Below are 18,291 nucleotides of genomic sequence, written 5' to 3'. Positions count from 1 at the left end.
TGTTCGCATACCTCATGGCGAACCGACGAGCGAAACGCGGTCCGCACGCTCCGTGCACATCCAGCGCCGCGAACCGGCCCGACGATCACATACGGTAACGGTCCGGCCCGAATCCACATCGCCGCTGGTCAGACGGTGAATTTCGGGTAAAGTCGGCCCGGTGTTTCCAAGCTGGGCATTCGCAATTCTCGTAGGTATCGCACTCGGGCTCACGTACGTCATCGTCACGACACGACGCAGTTCTCGCCAAGAACCGAACGCGTCGGGCAACGTCATCGAGCGCGTCGAACGACGGCGACGCCGCCCCGCGTCACGGCTGGAACCGCACACCGAGGAAGCGATGCTCGAGGTGCACCGCATGGTCGACGAGGGTCGCAAGGCCGAGGCCGTCACCCTGCTGCAGCGTACGTCCGAGCTGTCGCTCACCGACGCCACTGCCCGCGTCGACACCTGGTCGCTGATGAGCGCGCGCCGCGCGGAGGACATGGCCGAGACGGACTACTGAGGCCGTCCCCGGGCTCGAATCACCGGACGCCAGATACATAGAGACAAGGTGGCGCATCATCGGCTCGGATGCGCCACCTTGCCCATGCGCGGTAGCGGTGGGAACCGTCGGCTCGCTCGTCCCTCGCGAGCCTCCTCCCAAATCCCGCGGTACCCAAATTATGGATCCGGTGGCACACCACTCGCTTCACTCGGGCGTGCCACCGGATCGATAGCGCGGTAGCGGTGGGATTTGAACCCACGGAGGGGGGTTACCCCTCACACGCTTTCGAGGCGTGCTCCTTAGGCCGCTCGGACACGCTACCGCCGACGAGAGTACTAGATCGCTTACGGCGATCGCATCTCGGCTCCGGCCGGCCGCCGTACCCGAGGGCGCGCACTCTGCACGGAATCGGTCCGCCTTGCGTGGTGAATTCGCTGTGCAACGCGTACGTTTACCATGTTTACATGGTAAACGGACGAGCGCGGTCAGTCCGTACGCCGCTGCGCGAAGAAGTCACGCAGAAGGTCGCCGGACTCGTCCGCGAGCACCCCGGAGATGACCTCCGGACGATGGTTGAGCCGGCGGTCGCGGACGACGTCCCACAACGAGCCGACCGCACCCGCCTTCGGGTCGAAGGCACCGAACACCAGGCGGCCGACCCGCGCGGAGACCAGCGCGCCCGCGCACATCGTGCAGGGCTCGAGCGTCACGACCAGTGTGAAGTCGTCCATCCGCCAGGTGTGCGCGGCGGCCGCGGCGTCGCGCAGGGCGACCATCTCCGCATGCCCGAACGGATCGTGGTCACGCTCACGGGTGTTGCGTCCGCGCCCGATGACGTCTCCTGCCGCGTCGACCACAACCGCACCGACGGGTACGTCCGCCGACGCGCGCGCTGCGGCGGCCTCATCGAGCGCGGCACGCATCGGATCGGCCCAGGCGGCGCCACTCATGCCTTGGCGGCCTCGACGATCGACGCGAGCTGCGCACCGAACCCGAGCCGCTCGGCGACGTCGGACAGCATCTCGTCGGGATAGAGCTCGTCGTCGTCGCACAGCACGGCGAGATCGACCGCGGTCATGCCGAACTCCTGGACCACGTCGGAGTCGCCGGCGGGCTGGGGTTCCTCGTCGTCATCGGGATCGGGCAGGTCGAGGTACTCGGCGATACTGCTCGCGAGCGGCCACTCTGTCACCGCCGTGACGTCGCTCAGGAACACGCGTACGTCGTCACCGGCCACGCGTACCAGCACGAAGAAGTCTTCGTCGACCGAGACGAGGCCGAGCACGCCGGCGTCACCGGGCCAGGGACGGAGCGCGGTGATCAGATCGTCGATGTCTTCGCCAACGGCCCGCGGCAGCGTCGCTAGCTGCCAGATGCCCTCTTCGCGGTACGCGACGACGGCGAAGTCGACCGAGTCGTCGGCCATGCGATCCTCCGTGATTACCCGGGCCCGTTGGGCCCACGCCTAGATCGTGACAGACCGGGAAGCAGGTTGGTAGTACATTTCCAAGTAGTCTTCGCGCATGCGCATCCATGTCGCCGACCACCCGTTGATCTCGCACAAGCTGACCGCGTTGCGCGACATCAACACCGACTCCCCGACGTTTCGCCGTCTGACCGAGGAGCTCGTCACCCTGCTCGCGTACGAGGCCACGCGTGACGTGCGCACCGAGCCGGTACGCGTCGAGACTCCCGTCTCACCGGCCGACGGTGTCCGGCTGTCCAGCCCGAAGCCGCTCGTCGTACCGATCCTGCGCGCCGGACTCGGCATGCTCGAGGGCATGCAGCGGCTGCTCCCGACGGCGGAGGTCGGCTTCCTCGGGATGATCCGCAACGAGGAGACGCTGGAGGCGTCGACGTACGCCGAGCGCCTGCCCGACGATCTGGCAGGCCGCCAGTGCTACCTGCTCGACCCGATGCTCGCGACCGGCGGCACGCTGTCGGCAGCGATCGACTTCCTGGTCGAGCGCGGGGCCAACGACATCACCGCCGTCTGCCTGCTCGCGGCGCCCGAGGGCATCGCCCGGGTCGAGACCGACCTCGGCGGCATCAACGTCCCGGTCACCCTGGTCACCGCCGCCCTCGACGACAAGCTCAACGAGGTCGGCTATATCGTGCCCGGCCTCGGCGACGCGGGCGACCGGCTCTACGGCGTCGTCGACTGACCCGACAAATAGACATTTGTCATGCCCTGGCGTAACAAATGTCTATTTGTTGGCCGCCGCCTCGTCGACGGCGTCCACGAACGCCGCCATGCTCGGGAACTCCCAGTCCGGATGCGCCTCCGCGTCCGGGTCGGGCGTCGCACCCCAGCCCGGCCGGTCGTGGCGTCGGTTGATCCACACCGACGACAGTCCGATCCGCTTGACCGGAACGTGGTCGTGGAACAGGCTCTGCGCGACGTGCAGCAACCGCCCCTCGCCGATGCCCTCGCGTACGCGCAACTGCTCGAGCGCGTCGAAGTTGCGCGGCGATGGCTTGTACGAGCCGACGTCCTGCGCCGTGATCACGTGATCGAAAATGACGTCGAGCCGCCGACGCGAGCCCTCGAAGCCGGCTCGGTCGACGTTCGACAAGATGATCAGCGAGAACCGCTCACCCAGTCGTACGAGCGCATCATGTGAGTCGGGGAAGGCCGGCCAGTCGGGCACCGACGCACCGAACCTTGCCGCCCACGTGTCCGAAACCGGGGCGCCGAGCTCGCTGCCGAGCGCCCGCATGCTCGTCGCCAACGCCGTCGGGTAGAGCATCGCCGGCGACTCACGGAGGGTCCTCGCCTCGTGGTCGGCGTACGCGGTGAGCAGCGACTCACGGTCGAGCTCGACCTCGACATCGCGCGCCCACGCGTCGAGCACGGCGCCCATGCCGGCCTCCCAGTCGATCAACGTGCCGTAGCAGTCGAAGCTGAGGGCGTCGTAGTCGGCGAGGTTCACGATCTCGCTCCCGGTGCGGAGTCTTCGACCGACGCCTCCAGCGGGTCGGACGGCTTGGTGAGCAGGCTGACGCCGACCAGGGAGACGAGCGCGACCGGAAGCGAGATCAGCACGGAGTTGACGTCGAGCGGCTGGTCGAGCTCCTCCCAGGTGATCGTCACGACGGTGCCGAGAATCATGCAGGTGAGGGCGCCCGCACGCGTCGCGCGCTTCCACAGCAGCACGGCCAGCACCGGCGGCGCCAACGCGACGCCGTAGACGGTGTACGAGTACAGCTGCAGCTCGAGCACCGATGGGAAGAACTTGCCGAGTACGTACGCGGTCGCGGCGATCGCCAGCACCGTGACCCGGTGGATGCGCAACCGGCTCGCGTCCGGGAGCTCCGTCTTCGAGAACCGCGCGAACCCGTCGTACACCACGTTGCTCGCGCCCGAGAGCAGGAACGACGACCCGGTCGTGACGATGAACGCAAGCGCACCCGCGAGCACCAGGCCACCGATCACCGCCGGCAGGTAGTGCTCCGAGGCCAGTGACAGGATCGCCGTGTCGGGATTGATGTTCGGCATCAGGATCACCGCGGCCGACCCGAGCAGCGCAACCGGCACCGTGACCAGGAAGCTGCTGAAGAAGAACCCCGCGGTCGAGCTGCGGGCGGTGCCCTCGTCCTGCGCGGCGGTGAGCCGCTGGTACATGTTCTGGTCGGCGAGAATGAGCAGGAACAGCGGCAGGAAGTACCCGAGCAGCTCCAGACCGCTGAGCCCACCGGACCAGGTCGTCGAGGTCTCCGGGAGGTCGTTCCAGTACGCGCCGAAGCCCCCGACATCGTCTCCGATGACCAACGGGATCGCGACGACGAGCCCGAACACGATGACCAGTGCCGAGAGGAAGTCGGTCCACGCAACCGAGAACAGGCCGCCGCCGATCGCGAGGAACGTGACGAGAGCGGCGACGAGCAGCGTGCCTTCTCCCGTGGAGAGCGACGTGATCATGCTGATGATGTAGCCGCCGCCGGTGAACTGGTACGCGACGATGCCGGTGTACGCGAGCAGCGTGATCCCCGCGGCGATCATCCGCGCCGCAAGCCCGAACCGCGCCTCGAGCAGCTCGGGCACCGTGTACCGCGACGCCGAGCGCACCTTGCGCGACACGTAGTAGAGCGCCAGGATCCCCATCGGCGTACCGGCCAGGAAGAAGATCGACGCGAGCGGGCCGTACGTGTACGCGAAGTTGGCCCCGCCGATGATCGTGCCGGACCCCACCCAGGTGGCGAGCAACGTACCGATCAGCACCGGCTTGGGCAGCGACCGCCCCGCGAACATGAAGTCGTCGCCCGAGCTGACGTGCCGGCGTCTGCTGAACCAGGCGCCGACGGCCACCATGACGGCCAGGTACGCGATCAGGATGGAGATGTGGACCGTCTGCATTCGTGCCTCCGGTGGGTCACCCCCGATGTGGTACGCAATGCTTGCTGCTTCGTGAGCGATACGTCAATGAACGTTGCGTAGAGTCTCTGATCCTGAGACGAACCGCCGAGGCGTTCAGTCGAACAGGTCGTTGGCCCGCCAGACGGCCTCGGCGCGGACGATCGCCTCGCGCACACGTGGCTCCGCGTACTCGGCGATCTCCGCGAGCACGCAGTTGATGACGGTCATCGCGCCCGTCATCGACGGGAACGTCCCGGCACCCTCACTCGGCACGATCAACGCGTGATCGGCGAGCTCGCTGAACCGCGTCGATCGCCGGTCGGTGAGCAGGATGACGGTCGCACCCGCGTCGGCCGCCACGCGCGCCGCCTCGAGTACCTCCTTCGCCAGCCACCAGAAGCTGAACGCGACAACGACATCGCCTTGCCCCAACAGGCTGACCTCGTTGAACAGGGTGGTCCCACCGCCACGTCCGAACCGGACATCGAGGCCCATCGTCTGGCCTCCGTGCGACAACTGGAGCCCCGGCGAGATGAAGCTGCCGCTGCCGATCACGACCGTGCGGTCCGCGTCGGCGATCACCTGCGCAATGGTCGAGATCTGTTGCTGGTCGATCGTGTTCGCGAGCGCCTCGAGGTTCGCGAGGTCCTGACGTACGGCGTCGCGCGTGCGGCTGGCGCCCGGAGCCTGATGTTCGCTCAGCACCTGAACGGCCGAGAGCGACGCGAGGTACCGGCTGCGGATCTCCTGCCGCAGCTCGGACCACCCGCTGAAGCCGAGGGCCTGCGCCGTGCGTACGACCGTCGCGATGTTGACGCCCGCGCGCTCCGCGATCTCCGCGGTGGAGGCGTACGACGCGAGCTGCGGCTGCAGCTCGAGGATCTCGATGACCCGCGCAGCACCGGGACCGACGCGTCCCCCCTCGAGCCGCTCGCGCGCCCAGTCCGGTAGTCGAGCCACGATCATCCCTCGCAACAAGTAGTGCGTACACGCAGCATACGCAATGAACATTGACTTCGCATTGGGTGCAGTGACAGTCTGTCGTGCGAACGGCCCGGAGCCACCGTCAACGCGCCCGCGTCTAGGAGAACACCCCATGCCCGACCGCCTCCTCGTCACCGATGCCACCGTGTGCGACGTCGCCAACGAGACGCTCGTGCCCGACCGCCGCGTGCTCGTCACCGACGGGCGGATCGAGGCGATCGGCGGCAGCGAGATCGAGCCAGCGGGAGTCGAGGTTCTCGACGCAGGTGGGCGCACCCTCGTACCCGGCCTCGTCGACGCGCACGTCCATGTCACCGCCGCGACCGCCGACCTCGGTGCCATGATCGAGTGGTCGCCGAACTACGTTGCCGCCAAGACGATGCGCATCCTCGACGGCATGCTGTCGCGCGGCTTCACCACGGTCCGCGATGTCGGCGGCGCCGACTACGGACTGGCCGCGGCGGTCGACGAGGGCCTCGTACGTGGGCCGCGGGTCGTCTTCGGCGGCAAGGCGCTGTCGCAGACCGGCGGGCACGCCGACCTGCGCGGTCCGGGGCGCTCGGCGCTCGACGACCACCAGTGCTGCCCAGGTCTCGGCGTCGTCTGCGACGGTGTCGACGAGGTACGCCGCAACGCCCGCAACCAGCTGCGTACCGGCGCCCACCACATCAAGATCATGCTGTCCGGAGGCGTTGCCTCGCCGACCGACCGCGTCGACTCGACGCAGTTCAGCGACACCGAGATCCTCGCTGCGGTCGAGGAGGCCGCTGCCGCCAACCGTTACGTGACCGGCCACGCGTACACCGCGCGCGCCGTCAACCGCGGCCTGCGACTCGGCGTCCGTTGCATCGAGCACGGCAATCTGATCGACGACGAGAGCGTCGCGCTGTTCGCCGAGCACGACGCGTACCTCGTGCCCACCCTCGTGACGTACGAGTTCCTCGCGCGCGAAGGTGCGGCCGCGGGCCTTCCGCCTGCCAGCCAGGCGAAGGTCGCCGACGTACGCGACGCGGGGTTGACCGCACTCGAACGCGCCTGGCGCGGGGGAGTCTCGGTGGTGTTCGGCACCGACCTGCTCGGCGACATGCACGTGCATCAGAGCGAGGAGTTCCGCATCCGCGGCCGAGTGCAGCCCGCCGCAGAGGTCCTCAAGTCGGCAACCGTCAATGCAGCAAGGCTGCTGGGCCTCGAGGGCGAGATCGGCACCGTCACACCCGGGGCACACGCAGACCTGCTGGTCGTCGACGGCGACCCGCTCACCGACGCCGAGGTGCTCGCCGAGCCGGAGCAGAACGTACGCGCGATCATCAAGGGCGGCACCGTCGTCAGCGACCGGCTGGTCGGCTGACCGTGCTGATCCTGCGCGACGCCGCGTACTGGGACGGCGAGTCCGACGAGGTGCGTCGCGCCGACATCACCTGCGGGCACGATGAGATCCGAGCGGTGCACGCACGCGGCGCAGCGCCACGCGCCGCCGACTCCGACGTGGAGCTCGACCTCGCCGGGCGCTACCTACTGCCCGGGCTGATCGACGGACACGCTCACCTGGTGTGGTCGAGCGGGCAGGACCCGGCCGAGACCGTCGAGGCCGACGGCGAGCAACTGACGGTGCTACGCGCCGCCATGCACGCCCGCGAGCACCTTGCCGCCGGCGTCACGACGATTGCCGACCTCGGCAGCAACTGGGATATCGCCATCTCGGTGGCACGCGCGATCGAAACCGGCGTCTTCGACGGTCCGACGGTCATTGCTGCTGGACGCACGGTGATCATGACCGGCGGCCACGACCCGTTCTGGGGCGTCGCATCCGACGGGGTCGACGCGGTCGTACGTGCCGTGCGCGGACAGGCGTTCCGCGGCGCGGGCATCATCAAGACGGCGGCGACCGGCGGCGTGTACGGGCGCCCGAAGGGTGAGGACGTGCACGACGGCGAGCTCTCCTACCCCGAGCTCGCGGCGCTCGCGGGCGAGGCGCACCGGCGCGGCCTGAAAGTCGCGGCGCATGCGTTGGGCACCGAAGGCATCCGCGACGCCGTACGCGCGGGCATCGACATCATCGAGCACGGCGTGTTCCTCGATGACGCGCTGGTCGGCGACATGGTGCAACGGGGTACGTACCTCTGCCCGACGGTCGCGATCTATCGCAGCATCGCGGACGCGGCCACGACGGGCTCGGCGCCGGCGTACGCGACCCGCAAGGCCGAACGGGTCGTCGACGCACACCGTACGAGCGTGGCGAAGGCCCTCGAGGCGGGCATCCCGCTCGTCGCCGGTACGGATGCGGGCTCACCCGGCATGCCGCACGGCAACCTCGTCGCCGAGCTCGAGGCACTGGTCGACTGCGGCGTACCCGTGGTGACCGCCCTGCGCGCGGCGACCTCGACGGCGGCGGACGCCCTGGGACGGCCCGAGCTCGGGCGGGTACGCCCCGGTGCGAGTGCGGACCTGGTGGTGACGGATCGCAACCCGTTCGAAGGGGTCGACGCACTGCGCGCACCGACGACGGTCATCCGCTCCGGACAGGTCATCCGCCCCTGACCCACCCGCCCCGTGAGCCGCGCGTTAGTGCGGCGACACGCTGGCGTGTCGCACAAGACCGTGCGGCTCACGGGGGAGGTCGGGCAGGCTACAGCGCCTTCACGCCGTTGAGCAGCTTGCTCATCGAGTCCTTCGCGTCGCCGAACAGCAGCGTCGTCTTCGGGTCGAAGAGCAGCTCGTTCTCGATGCCCGCGAATCCCGGACGCATCGACCGCTTCATGAACACGATCTGTTTCGCCTCGTCTGCGTTCAGGATCGGCATGCCGTAGATGGGCGCACCCGGCGTGGTCTTCGCGGCGGGGTTGACGACGTCGTTCGCACCGACCACGAGTACGACGTCGGCCTGCTTGAACTCCCCGTTGATGTCGTCCATCTCGACGAGCTGCTCGTACGGGACCTGTGCCTCGGCGAGCAGCACGTTCATGTGTCCCGGCATCCGGCCAGCCACCGGGTGGATCGCGTAGTCGACCTCGACCCCGCGCCCGGCGAGCACATCGACCAGCTCGCGCAGCGTGTGCTGCGCCTGCGCGACGGCGAGACCGTAGCCGGGCACGATGATCACGCGTTGCGCGTACGCGAGCAGGATCGCCACATCGTCGGGACCGGCCGAGCGCACGGGACGGTCGCTCGCGGTGGCGGCACCCAGCGTCGAGCCGCCTCTCAGCGCACCGAACAACGTGTTGACGACGGAACGCCCCATCGCCTTCGCCATCAGGATCGTGAGCAACGTACCTGAGGCACCGACAAGGGTGCCGGCGACGAGCAGCAGGGTGTTCTGCAGGACGTACCCGCTCGCGGCGACGGTCAGTCCGGTGAACGCATTGAGCAGGGAGATGACGATCGGTACGTCCGCGCCGCCGACCGGAAGGACGAGAAGTACGCCGAGCGCCAACCCGAACAGCGCCAGGATCACTCCGACCCACAGGCTCGGCTCGACGACGATCCAGACACACAGGGCGATCGCGACGACGAACGCACCGCCGAACACGACGGGCAGCCCGGGGAAGATGACCGGACGGGTGGTCATCAGCTCTTGCAGCTTCGCGAACGTCACCAGCGAACCGGCGAAGCTGATACCGCCGACCGCGATGGTGAACACCGTTGCCGCCGCGGTGAACCACTCGACATCGGCATGCTCGTGGAACTCGTTCAGCTCCAGCAGGGCGACGAGCGCCGCCGCTCCACCGCCGACGCCGTTGAAGAGCGCGACGAGTTGCGGCATCTGCGTCATCTGCACCCGGCGGGCACCGAGCGCGCCGGCCGCCGTGCCGACCAGGATCGCCGCGATGATCGGCACCTGGTGGTCGAGGTCCTGTTGGAAGAACACGATGACCGTCGCGAACACGGCGGCGACCGCACCCAGCAGGTTGCCGTTGCGAGCCGTACGCGGGCCCGAAAGCCCTTTGAGCGCGAGGATGAAGCAGACAGCCGCGGCGAGGTAGCCCAGCTGGATCCACGTCGGCGTCATGCGGCGTCTCCGTCGGTCTCACTCTTGGCCGTACGCTTCGGGCCGCCGAACATCTCGAGCATCCGGTCGGTGACGACGAACCCGCCCGCCATGTTGATCGCCGCGAGCAGAACCGCGACGAGGCCGACGATCAGCGTCCCGGTGGAATCGGCGGTGCCCGCGACGAGGATCGCGCCGATCAGGATGATTCCGTGGATCGCGTTCGTGCCGGACATCAGCGGCGTGTGCAGTGTCGACGAGACCTTCGAGACCACCTCGACGCCGACGAAGGCGCTGAGCACGAAGAACGTCAGCCAGACGATCGACTCATCCATTGTCGTTACCCTCCTCGGAGTCGGCGCCCTCGAGCAACTCGCGGGTCGGCCCGTGTCGTACCTCGCCGCCGTGCGTGACGCAGGCGCCGACGACGATCTCGTCGTCGAAGTCGGGAGCCAGCGCGGCATCTTCGCCGGTCATCAGCGCGATCAGGTTGACGATGTTCTGGGCGAGCAGCCGGCTCGCGGGCCCGGGCATCTGGCCCGCGACGTTGGCACCGCCCCACACCTGCGCATCGCCGATCGAGACGATCGAGCCGGGCTTCGAGCCCTCGACGTTGCCACCGGTCTCCGCCGCAAGGTCGACGACGACCGAGCCGGGCTTCATCTGCTCCACCATGTCAGCAGTGACGAGCAGCGGCGCCTGCCGGCCCGGCACGGCGGCCGTCGTGATGAGTACGTCGGCCGCGGCGATGTGCGGAGCGAGCAGGTCGCGCTGCCGCTGTGCACGGTCCTCGGTCATCTCCCGGGCGTACCCGCCCGCACCTTCGAGCGTGTCGAGGTCGAGCTCGATCGCCTTCGCGCCCATCGACTGGATCTCCTCGGCCGCCGCAGCGCGCACGTCGTACGCCTTGACCACCGACCCGAGACGTCTGCAGGTCGCGATCGCCTGCAGGCCGGCGACTCCGGCGCCGAGTACGACGACCTCGGCGGGCTGCACCGTGCCGGCGGCGGTCATGCTCAGCGGGAAGAACCGGCGCAGCAACCCGGATGCGACGATCGCGGCGCGATAGCCCGACACGAGTGCCTGCGACGACAGCGCGTCCATCGACTGCGCACGCGAGATGCGCGGCACGAGCTCCAACGCGAACGCGCTGACCGACCGGTCGCGAAGCTCTGCGACCAGATCGAGGGACTGCGCCGGAGGGAGGAACGAGATGGTGGCCATGCCCTCGGCGAGCGCACGGATCGCCCCACTGTTGAGTGGCCGTACGCTCGCGACGAGGTCGGCGCCGGCCAGCGCGTCGCCGTCGACCGTTGCGCCGACGTCGACGTACGTCTGGTCGGCGAAGTCGGCGTCGGCTCCGGCATCGGGCTCGATGGACACCTGATGGCCGGCCGCGACCAGCTTGGCGACGGCGTCCGGTACGAGCGCGACGCGGGTCTCGCCCTCGTCGATCTCTTTGGCGACTGCGATTCTCACGCCTCGCAACCTAGATGACATCGGCGACATTGCCCAGTACTTGGGATGCGCGTCTCACCGGCGATGAGATTCGTACCCGAGCAGATGTGCGGATGGGTCGATGACAACGACTGCCGACGCCGACAGGTTCCGAGTCCGCGGGATGACCCCGCACGCCCACGGCATATCACGCGATATACTGAGGTGGTGAACCCGGTTCGGAGACTGCGACAGGCGGCCGGGCTCAGCCAGCACGAGCTGGCTGAGCGGTCCGGTGTTGCCCAGCCGAACATCGCAGCGTACGAGACCGGTCGGCGCGCTCCGTCGAAGGCGATGCTGCATCGGCTTTCCGAGGCTTGTCGCCCGACCCCGCATGACGCGCTCGCCGCACATCGGGACGACCTGCTGGCTCTTGCGGAGCGGTTCGGTCTCACCGACGTTCGCGTGTTCGGCTCTGCCTTGCGTCGCACGGACGGGCCAGGGAGTGATCTCGACATCGTGGTGACGGCCGCGCCGACCGTCGGCCTGCTCGGTCTGGCCGGCTTCTCGCGCGAGGCCGGTGACCTGCTCGGTGTCGAGGTCGACGTCGTCACCGACGGCGGTATGCAACCTGACCACGAGGTTCTCCTGACGGCTGTGGCCATATGAACGCAAGGGACCTCGCGGCACTACGCGAGATCATTCGCCTCTGTGACGTTGCCGCGAACCTGACGGCGCGCGGACACGACTGGTACACGGGCGACCCTGACAACGTGCCCGGCCTCGCCGGGGAGTCGTTGATCATCAAGGTCGGCGAGAACGTCGCCCGGCTCAGCGCCGAGACCATCGCCCATCACCCGGACGTACCGTGGGCGGACATCAAGCGGATGCGCGATCGCCTCGCACACCGGTACGACGCGACGGACTACGCCGTCGTGTGGACCACCTTGTCCGCCGACCTCCCGACGATCCGTTCATACCTCAAATCGGCGACGTCGTAGCGATCACCGAACCTGGCGGCCAGGACACGTACGCTCGAGCGCTGACCGGCCCTGGACACCGGGCGACGTTCTCGGCAGGGTACGCACATGCGCCGAACAGCTGCTGTGCTCCTGACCCTTGCCCTGTCCTTCGCCACGGTTCCCGCGTACGCCCACCCCGCCGAACCCGCAGCGGACCGCGGCGCCGGGCTCGACTGGGCCCAGACCGTGCTCGACTCCGACCAGAGCTTCCGCGGCCTGGATGCGGTCTCCCGTCGTACGGCCTGGGTGACGGGCGAGAGTACGACCGACGGGCCCGGCTCGGTGTGGCGAACCACTGACGGCGGTGACAGCTGGCAGAACGTCAGCCCTCCCGAGAGCGACGGGTTGTTGTTCCGCGACGTGGAGGCGCTCGGTGCGCGCTCGGCCGTCGTGCTCGCCATCGGCCCGGGCGAAGCCTCTCGGATCTATCGCACCGCCGACGCCGGCAAGACATGGCACGAGACGTTCCGCAATCGTACGGAGCAGGCGTTCTTCAACTGTGTCGACTTCTACCCGGGCGGTCGACGCGGCTTGGCGGTCAGCGATCCGGTCGACGGGAAGTTCCGGATCCTGTCCACCGACGACGGCGGACGGTCGTGGAGCGTGCAGTCGCCCGCCGGGATGCCGGACTCGACCGGCGAGGCCAACTTCTCCGCCAGCGGCGACTGTCTGGTGATCCGCGGCCACAACGCATGGTTCGGCTCGGGCGGCAGCGCGGCGCGCGTGTTCCGGTCGAGCGATCTGGGACGCACCTGGACGGCGTCGGACTCGACCATTCCGGCCGGCGAGGCGGCCGGCGTCTTCGGCCTGGCGTTCCGGACACCGTGGCAGGGCGTCGCGGTCGGCGGTGACTTCGACGCGCCGGCGGACGGGGGCGACGCCTCGGCGTACACCGGGCACGAACGTACGTGGACCAACGGTGGCGACCTCGCCCACCTAGGCGAGGACGCCGCCTGGGTGTCCGTGCTCCCCGGCACTCTGGTCGTCGTCGGCGAGTCGGGCGATACCGCCGGCAGCAGCATCAGCCATGACGGCGGACGCAGCTGGACGGAGTTCAGCAAGGCCGGATTCCACACGCTCGACTGCACGATCGACTTCTCCTGCTGGGCAGCCGGCGGCGACGGCCGCGTCGGCCGGCTCCAGTGGCGCCCTGGAGGTATCGGCGCTCAGTAGTACCAGGGGTACGCCGACCAGTCGGGGTCGCGCTTCTCCAGGAACTGGTCGCGCCCCTCCTGCGCCTCGTCGGTCATGTACGCGAGCCGGGTAGTCTCACCGGCGAAGAGCTGCTGCCCGACCAGCCCGTCGTCGATCAGGTTGAAGGCGTACTTGAGCATCCGCTGCGCGGTCGGGCTCTTGCCGTTGATCAGCCGGCCCCACTCGAGCGCGGTCGACTCGAGCTCGTCATGCGGGACGGCACGGTTGACCGCGCCCATCCGGACGCCGTCGTCGGCCGAGTACTCCTGGCCGAGGAAGAAGATCTCGCGGGCGAACTTCTGCCCGACCTGACGCGCGAGGTACGCCGAGCCGAACCCGCCGTCGAACGACCCGACGTCGGCATCGGTCTGCTTGAACCGCCCGTGCTCACGGCTCGCCAAGGTCAGATCGCAGACGACGTGCAGGCTGTGCCCGCCGCCGGCCGCCCAGCCATTGACCAGGCAGATGACCACCTTCGGCATGAACCGGATCACGCGTTGCGCCTCGAGGATGTGCAGACGGGCGGTCCGCGCCGCGATCTGATTACCGATCCGACGCCGTGGTGACGGCTGAGATCTGCGCGGAGCTCCCGAGCCAGCACACCCGCGGCTAACAGTCGATGACCGCGACGACATCCTCGCTGTCTAGGCGGGATCGCCGATCCAACGGGCGAGGTCGACGAGGCCGGTCACGTCGCCCACCGTCGGCCCGGCGCCCCGCCGCATGATGCTCCCCTCGATGCGCTCGTCGACGGGGTCCGCATAGGCGCTGAGACGGTCATCTGGCCGAACCAACAATCGATCGGCGAGTTCCACGCTCCGCGCGAACGTGACCGCCGTACCATTGGCGAAATCATCAACAGGGCGGAGAAGTACGTGTCGTTGGCAGCGCCGGAACCAGCAGGAGCGCCGCACACCTGGTCGCACGTCGGCCTACCTCCGTTTCTGCGCTGGGCGGGCGGAAAGCGTTGGCTCGTTTCGTTCGTCGAAGAATTGACCTCACCGGCGCAGGTCCGGCGATACCACGAGCCATTCGCGGGCGGTGCAGCTGTCTTCTTCGGGATCGACTTCGGGGGACGCTCGTACCTCTCTGATCTGAACGCGGATCTCATCGAGACATACGCCGCGGTTCAGGCATCGCCCGATGACGTGTGGGAGCGACTGCGCGGCTACCGCAATACGGAAGGGGACTACTACGCCGTCAGGGCTGCCCGGCCGCGGAAGCCCGTGAACCGCGCAGCCCGATTCATCTTCCTCAACCACACATCGTTCAACGGGCTGTATCGCGTCAACCTGCGCGGTGAGTACAACGTCCCGTTCGGGTACAAGCCGTCCGACAACCGGCCGACATTACAGCAACTGAGGTCGGCGAGTTCGCGCCTGAAGTCAGCAACGCTCGCTGTCGCCGACTTCTCGGCGGCACTTGAAAACGTTGGCGAGGGCGATCTCGTGTTCCTCGACCCGCCGTACACAGTCGCCCACAACAGCAATGGATTCGTGAAGTACAACGACCAGCTGTTCCGGTTCGCGGACCAACAGCGCCTGAGCGTCCTGATCGATCACATTCGAGACCGGAACGCGTACTACGTGATGACGAACGCGGCGCATATATCGATCGCCGATCTGTTCGAGAAAGGGGACCGACGTGTGGAGACGAGCCGTAAGAACAACGTTGGCGGGAGGTCGGCCGCTCGCGGTCGCGCGACGGAATACCTTTTCACGAATCTGCCGGTCGCATGACGCTCCCGCCTCCCGGTAAGTTGATCCGCGACCACCTGCTGCCATCGAAGAACGTGCCGGCGGAGATCCGCCGAAGGCTTTCGCCCTACCAGTTCGAGACTGTCGCACCAACGCGGATCCCGGAGATGCAAGACGAGGGCTGGGTGCTCGACAAGCGCAACAAGCGCACGGTGCGCATGCGCAAACCGAAGGCGCACGACGTGGCGTTCGAGGACCGAGTCTGGGCCACGTTCGCCAGGCTCGGATTCTGGTCGCTGAACAAGGACCGGACCTTCACGCTCAATTACGGGTCGGGCGAGAGTGAACGCCAGCAGATCGATGTGTTTGCTGCCGACGATGATGTGATCCTGGTCGTTGAGTGCAAGTCCGCATCGGAGACCAAGCAAGGACAGTTCAAGAAGGAGATCGAAGCGATCCAAGGCCGGCGGGCCGGCATCCTCCGGGCGATCAAGGCCGAGTACAAGCACCACAAGGTCAAATTTGTCCTCGCAACCAACAACTACGGCGTGACGAAGTTGATCGCCGAGCGGATCGCTTCGGCGGACATAATCCACATGAGCGACGACGTGATCGACTACTACCTCGGGCTCGCCGAACATCTGGGAGAGGCGGCGCGCTTCCAACTGCTGGGAAACCTATTTGCAGGGCAGAAGATCCCGAACCTGAATCAGGAGGTGGTCGCGATCGAGGCCTCGATGGGCGGCCACAAATACTACTCGTTCTCAATCGAGCCTGACCGGCTCCTCAAGCTCGGGTACATCCTCCATCGCAGCAAGGCGAACTCGAGCCTGATGCCGACCTACCAGCGGTTGATCAAGAAGGCAAGACTGAAGAACGTCGCTCAGTTCGTCGAACTGGGCGGATACTTCCCCAACTCCCTTGTCCTGAGTCTTGAGGGCGGCGCGCGGGGACTTCAATTTGATCCGTTCCCGATGCATCCCGGCCAGACACGCGCCGGGATCCTCCACCTGCCTCAGACGTTCCGCGCCGCCTATGTGATCGACGGTCAGCACCGCTTGTACGGCTATTCATCGAGTTCGAGAGCAGCGAACGACCTGATCCCCGTGGTTGCGTTCGTGTCCCTCAGTCGTTCGGACCAGATGCGGCTCTTCATGCAGATCAACGAGAACCAGCAGGCGGTGCCGAAGAACCTCCGGAACACCCTGAATGCGGACCTCCTGTACGCATCCGACGACCTTCGCGAGCAGGCGAAGGCACTCAAGTTGGTCCTCGCGCAGAGGCTCGGTGAGGACAAGGTCTCGCCGCTGTATGGGCGGGTACAGGTTGGCGAAGATGCAAAGACTCCGTTGCGATGCCTCACGATCGATGCCGTAGCACGCGGCGTCGAGCGTGGCGGATTCATCGGGACTTTCACCAAGACCGAGGTGAAAGAAATCGGCACCTTCTACCGCGGCACGAACGATTCGACGGGCGATGCGCTGTTCGATTACCTAACGCTCGCGCTCGGCCGCATTCGGGACAATCTGGATCGTCAATACAAGTTAGGCAGCGCCGAAGGTGGCTTCGTATTCATCAACAACGGCATTGAGTCGATCGTCCGTATACTGGGCGATGTGGTTGTTCACCTAGCCCAAAGCGATGACTATGACCCACGGCAAAAGGCGCCCGGCGAGCTCTACGCGGATGCGGCGCCCTACCTGGACTCGATGATCGATCACATTGAGGGACTGGACCCGGCCGAGGCGCTTCAGTATCGCCAGCTCTACGGCTCGGGCGCGGGAACCAAGTACTGGCGCCGGCTGCAGCAGGCAATCAACGAGGCCAGGCCAGAGTTCGACCCGCCCGGGCTCGCCGAGTACCTGCGAGACGCAGAGAAGCAGTTCAACGACGAGGCGCGCGACATGATCGACGCCCTTGAGGCCTTCATGAAGGACGACATCCGCAAGCGGCTCCAGGACAAGTACGGCGCGGATTGGTTCAAGGATGGCGTTCCGCGGAAACTCAAGCTGGAAGCCGGAAAGATGATGATCGAGCGAAACCTGGACCGCAGCGCCGGACAAGAGATAACCGAGTGGGACTGCCTGTACATAGTCGACTACCGCGACATCATGACTCAGACACACGAGCTGTGGCGCGAACTATTCGAGAAGCGCTACACGCCGCCGGGCGACGAGCAGAAGTCCGGAGGCTGGCGAGCACGCTCCGACTGGGTCGTCGCCGCAAGCCGTCTTCGGAACGACGTGCACCATCAGCGCCCTATCTCCGTCGACGATCACGAATTCCTGACCACGCTCCACACGTGGCTCGTCAAGGGGCAGACGGACAATGACCTCTGAGGTCGGCTCGGGCCAGAACGCGCAACTTCACCCCTCTGCGGGTGGCGCCGTAATTGGCCCAGGAGAACGCGAAGTCCGTTACAAAGGACACCGTCCCGTCGGTCGCGAAGTAGACGCCGACCCTATCGTCCGAGCCCTTGACTCGATTGCCGCCCGTCGGCTTCGTCGCAGCTTCGACTTCGTGAGGGCGAAGGCGTGCCAGTTCACCTCAGTGACGAGGTAGCCACATTCGCGCCACGCCTCGGCGCAGGCACGATGGACGTGTCTCGCATCGAAGGCTTAGAAGATCGAGTCTCAGTCGACGTCCACTCCTTCAAAGGGCTGGGGCTCACTCGCGACCGGATCGAAGAAGACAGGTTCCTCGGGTCCGGGCCCCGGCCGAACTCGTCGAGGACCTGGGCACGTCGCCGACGGAACTGTCGGCCATCGCCGCGCCGATCTCGGGCTCCCAGGAATGGCGCTGGCCCGTAGGCGCGCGCGTGGACTTCACGTACCTCATGTGCCCGCCACGCTCATGGATGAGACGGGTGCCGCTCGCGACACAACTCGCCGGCACGCCCGAGGATGTCCCGACGTCCGCCGATCGGTGTTCCTCTCGGGCATCGTCCACCAGCATGCACCTGACCGGTGACAGCTGCCAGCGACCGGACCTCTGGACTATCCGGTACGTGACCAATAGCGCTCTGACCTGCAGAAACCTTGCCCGCTAGCAGCAACAGGGTACGCCGACCAGTCGGAATCGCGCTTCTGCAGGAACTGGTCGTGCGCCCCTCCTACGCCTCACCCGTG

Annotated in this window: 18 protein-coding genes, 1 tRNA gene and 1 pseudogene; 9 read left to right on the top strand and 11 right to left on the bottom strand. The window is 67.2% G+C overall.

What is annotated here, in order from left to right:
* Positions 1–160: 160 nt before the first annotated feature.
* Positions 161–505, top strand: a complete 345-nt coding sequence (locus tag L0C25_RS11690; RefSeq protein WP_271636664.1) for a hypothetical protein — start codon at positions 161–163, stop codon at positions 503–505.
* Positions 506–721: 216 nt separating this feature from the next.
* Here L0C25_RS11690 and L0C25_RS11685 read toward each other — a convergent pair.
* From L0C25_RS11685 to L0C25_RS11675, 3 genes are all read right to left on the bottom strand, one after another.
* Positions 722–809: transfer RNA gene (locus L0C25_RS11685), tRNA-Ser, on the bottom strand.
* A gap of 163 nt (positions 810–972) precedes the next feature.
* Positions 973–1,437, bottom strand: coding sequence for a tRNA adenosine(34) deaminase TadA (tadA, locus tag L0C25_RS11680; RefSeq protein WP_408641681.1), 465 nt, complete (start codon positions 1,435–1,437; stop codon positions 973–975).
* Positions 1,434–1,913, bottom strand: coding sequence for a tRNA adenosine deaminase-associated protein (locus tag L0C25_RS11675; protein ID WP_271636663.1), 480 nt, complete (start codon positions 1,911–1,913; stop codon positions 1,434–1,436). Before L0C25_RS11675 ends, tadA begins: the two co-directional genes overlap by 4 nt.
* A gap of 97 nt (positions 1,914–2,010) precedes the next feature.
* Between L0C25_RS11675 and upp the strand changes: the two genes are divergently transcribed.
* Positions 2,011–2,652: a uracil phosphoribosyltransferase gene (upp, locus tag L0C25_RS11670; RefSeq protein WP_271636662.1), complete on the top strand. Its 642-nt coding sequence runs from the start codon at positions 2,011–2,013 to the stop codon at positions 2,650–2,652.
* A 42-nt stretch (positions 2,653–2,694) separates the two neighbouring features.
* On the opposite strand, the gene L0C25_RS11665 is transcribed toward upp, so the two are convergent.
* From L0C25_RS11665 to L0C25_RS11655, 3 genes are all read right to left on the bottom strand, one after another.
* On the bottom strand, positions 2,695–3,420 hold the full coding sequence (locus L0C25_RS11665; protein WP_271636661.1) for an HAD family hydrolase: 726 nt from the start codon (positions 3,418–3,420) through the stop codon (positions 2,695–2,697).
* Positions 3,417–4,844, bottom strand: a complete 1,428-nt coding sequence (locus L0C25_RS11660) for a sodium:solute symporter family protein (protein WP_271636660.1) — start codon at positions 4,842–4,844, stop codon at positions 3,417–3,419. Before L0C25_RS11660 ends, L0C25_RS11665 begins: the two co-directional genes overlap by 4 nt.
* 114 nt (positions 4,845–4,958) lie before the next feature.
* Positions 4,959–5,804, bottom strand: coding sequence for a MurR/RpiR family transcriptional regulator (locus tag L0C25_RS11655; protein ID WP_271636659.1), 846 nt, complete (start codon positions 5,802–5,804; stop codon positions 4,959–4,961).
* Positions 5,805–5,940: 136 nt separating this feature from the next.
* Here L0C25_RS11655 and L0C25_RS11650 point away from each other — a divergent pair, with 136 nt between their 5' ends.
* Positions 5,941–7,176 (top strand): metal-dependent hydrolase family protein, encoded by a 1,236-nt coding sequence (locus tag L0C25_RS11650; protein WP_271636658.1) that lies wholly within the window; start codon positions 5,941–5,943, stop codon positions 7,174–7,176.
* Positions 7,177–7,178: 2 nt separating this feature from the next.
* Positions 7,179–8,366 (top strand): metal-dependent hydrolase family protein, encoded by a 1,188-nt coding sequence (locus tag L0C25_RS11645; RefSeq protein WP_271636657.1) that lies wholly within the window; start codon positions 7,179–7,181, stop codon positions 8,364–8,366.
* 88 nt (positions 8,367–8,454) lie between these two features.
* Here the strand turns inward: L0C25_RS11645 and L0C25_RS11640 are convergent, their stop codons facing one another.
* The 3 genes from L0C25_RS11640 to L0C25_RS11630 are packed head-to-tail and all read right to left on the bottom strand — an operon-like array spanning position 8,455 to position 11,292.
* Positions 8,455–9,834 (bottom strand): NAD(P)(+) transhydrogenase (Re/Si-specific) subunit beta, encoded by a 1,380-nt coding sequence (locus L0C25_RS11640; RefSeq protein WP_271636656.1) that lies wholly within the window; start codon positions 9,832–9,834, stop codon positions 8,455–8,457.
* Positions 9,831–10,148 carry an NAD(P) transhydrogenase subunit alpha gene (locus L0C25_RS11635; protein WP_271636655.1) on the bottom strand — a complete coding sequence of 106 codons (318 nt, stop codon included), beginning with the start codon at positions 10,146–10,148 and terminating at the stop codon, positions 9,831–9,833. The genes L0C25_RS11640 and L0C25_RS11635 overlap by 4 nt, the downstream gene beginning before the upstream one ends.
* On the bottom strand, positions 10,141–11,292 hold the full coding sequence (locus L0C25_RS11630) for an NAD(P) transhydrogenase subunit alpha (RefSeq protein ID WP_271636654.1): 1,152 nt from the start codon (positions 11,290–11,292) through the stop codon (positions 10,141–10,143). Before L0C25_RS11630 ends, L0C25_RS11635 begins: the two co-directional genes overlap by 8 nt.
* A gap of 186 nt (positions 11,293–11,478) precedes the next feature.
* Between L0C25_RS11630 and L0C25_RS11625 the strand changes: the two genes are divergently transcribed.
* From L0C25_RS11625 to L0C25_RS11615, 3 genes are all read left to right on the top strand, one after another.
* Complete coding sequence (locus L0C25_RS11625) at positions 11,479–11,919, top strand: helix-turn-helix domain-containing protein (RefSeq protein ID WP_271636653.1); 441 nt, start codon at positions 11,479–11,481, stop codon at positions 11,917–11,919.
* Positions 11,916–12,251 carry a HepT-like ribonuclease domain-containing protein gene (locus L0C25_RS11620; protein ID WP_271636652.1) on the top strand — a complete coding sequence of 112 codons (336 nt, stop codon included), beginning with the start codon at positions 11,916–11,918 and terminating at the stop codon, positions 12,249–12,251. Before L0C25_RS11625 ends, L0C25_RS11620 begins: the two co-directional genes overlap by 4 nt.
* An 87-nt stretch (positions 12,252–12,338) precedes the next feature.
* A complete protein-coding gene (locus tag L0C25_RS11615) occupies positions 12,339–13,445 on the top strand; it encodes a WD40/YVTN/BNR-like repeat-containing protein (protein ID WP_271636651.1) in 1,107 nt (368 codons plus the stop codon).
* On the opposite strand, the pseudogene L0C25_RS11610 reads toward L0C25_RS11615, so the two are convergent.
* Together L0C25_RS11610 and L0C25_RS11605 are read right to left on the bottom strand one after the other, a co-directional pair.
* Positions 13,439–13,999, bottom strand: a pseudogene (locus L0C25_RS11610) (enoyl-CoA hydratase-related protein); the annotation flags it as partial. The gene L0C25_RS11615 and the pseudogene L0C25_RS11610 sit on opposite strands and share 7 nt — an antisense overlap.
* A gap of 111 nt (positions 14,000–14,110) precedes the next feature.
* Positions 14,111–14,281, bottom strand: coding sequence for a hypothetical protein (locus tag L0C25_RS11605; RefSeq protein WP_271636650.1), 171 nt, complete (start codon positions 14,279–14,281; stop codon positions 14,111–14,113).
* A 60-nt stretch (positions 14,282–14,341) separates the two neighbouring features.
* Between L0C25_RS11605 and L0C25_RS11600 the strand changes: the two genes are divergently transcribed.
* A complete protein-coding gene (locus L0C25_RS11600) occupies positions 14,342–15,205 on the top strand; it encodes a DNA adenine methylase (protein ID WP_271636649.1) in 864 nt (287 codons plus the stop codon).
* Positions 15,202–17,502: a DGQHR domain-containing protein gene (locus L0C25_RS11595; protein ID WP_271636648.1), complete on the top strand. Its 2,301-nt coding sequence runs from the start codon at positions 15,202–15,204 to the stop codon at positions 17,500–17,502. The genes L0C25_RS11600 and L0C25_RS11595 overlap by 4 nt, the downstream gene beginning before the upstream one ends.
* Positions 17,503–18,291: the final 789 nt, after the last annotated feature.

Origin of the sequence: Solicola gregarius, from assembly GCF_025790165.1 — a bacterium.
Lineage (GTDB): Bacteria > Actinomycetota > Actinomycetes > Propionibacteriales > Nocardioidaceae > Solicola > Solicola gregarius.
This window is presented reverse-complemented; position numbering and strand designations above follow the sequence as displayed.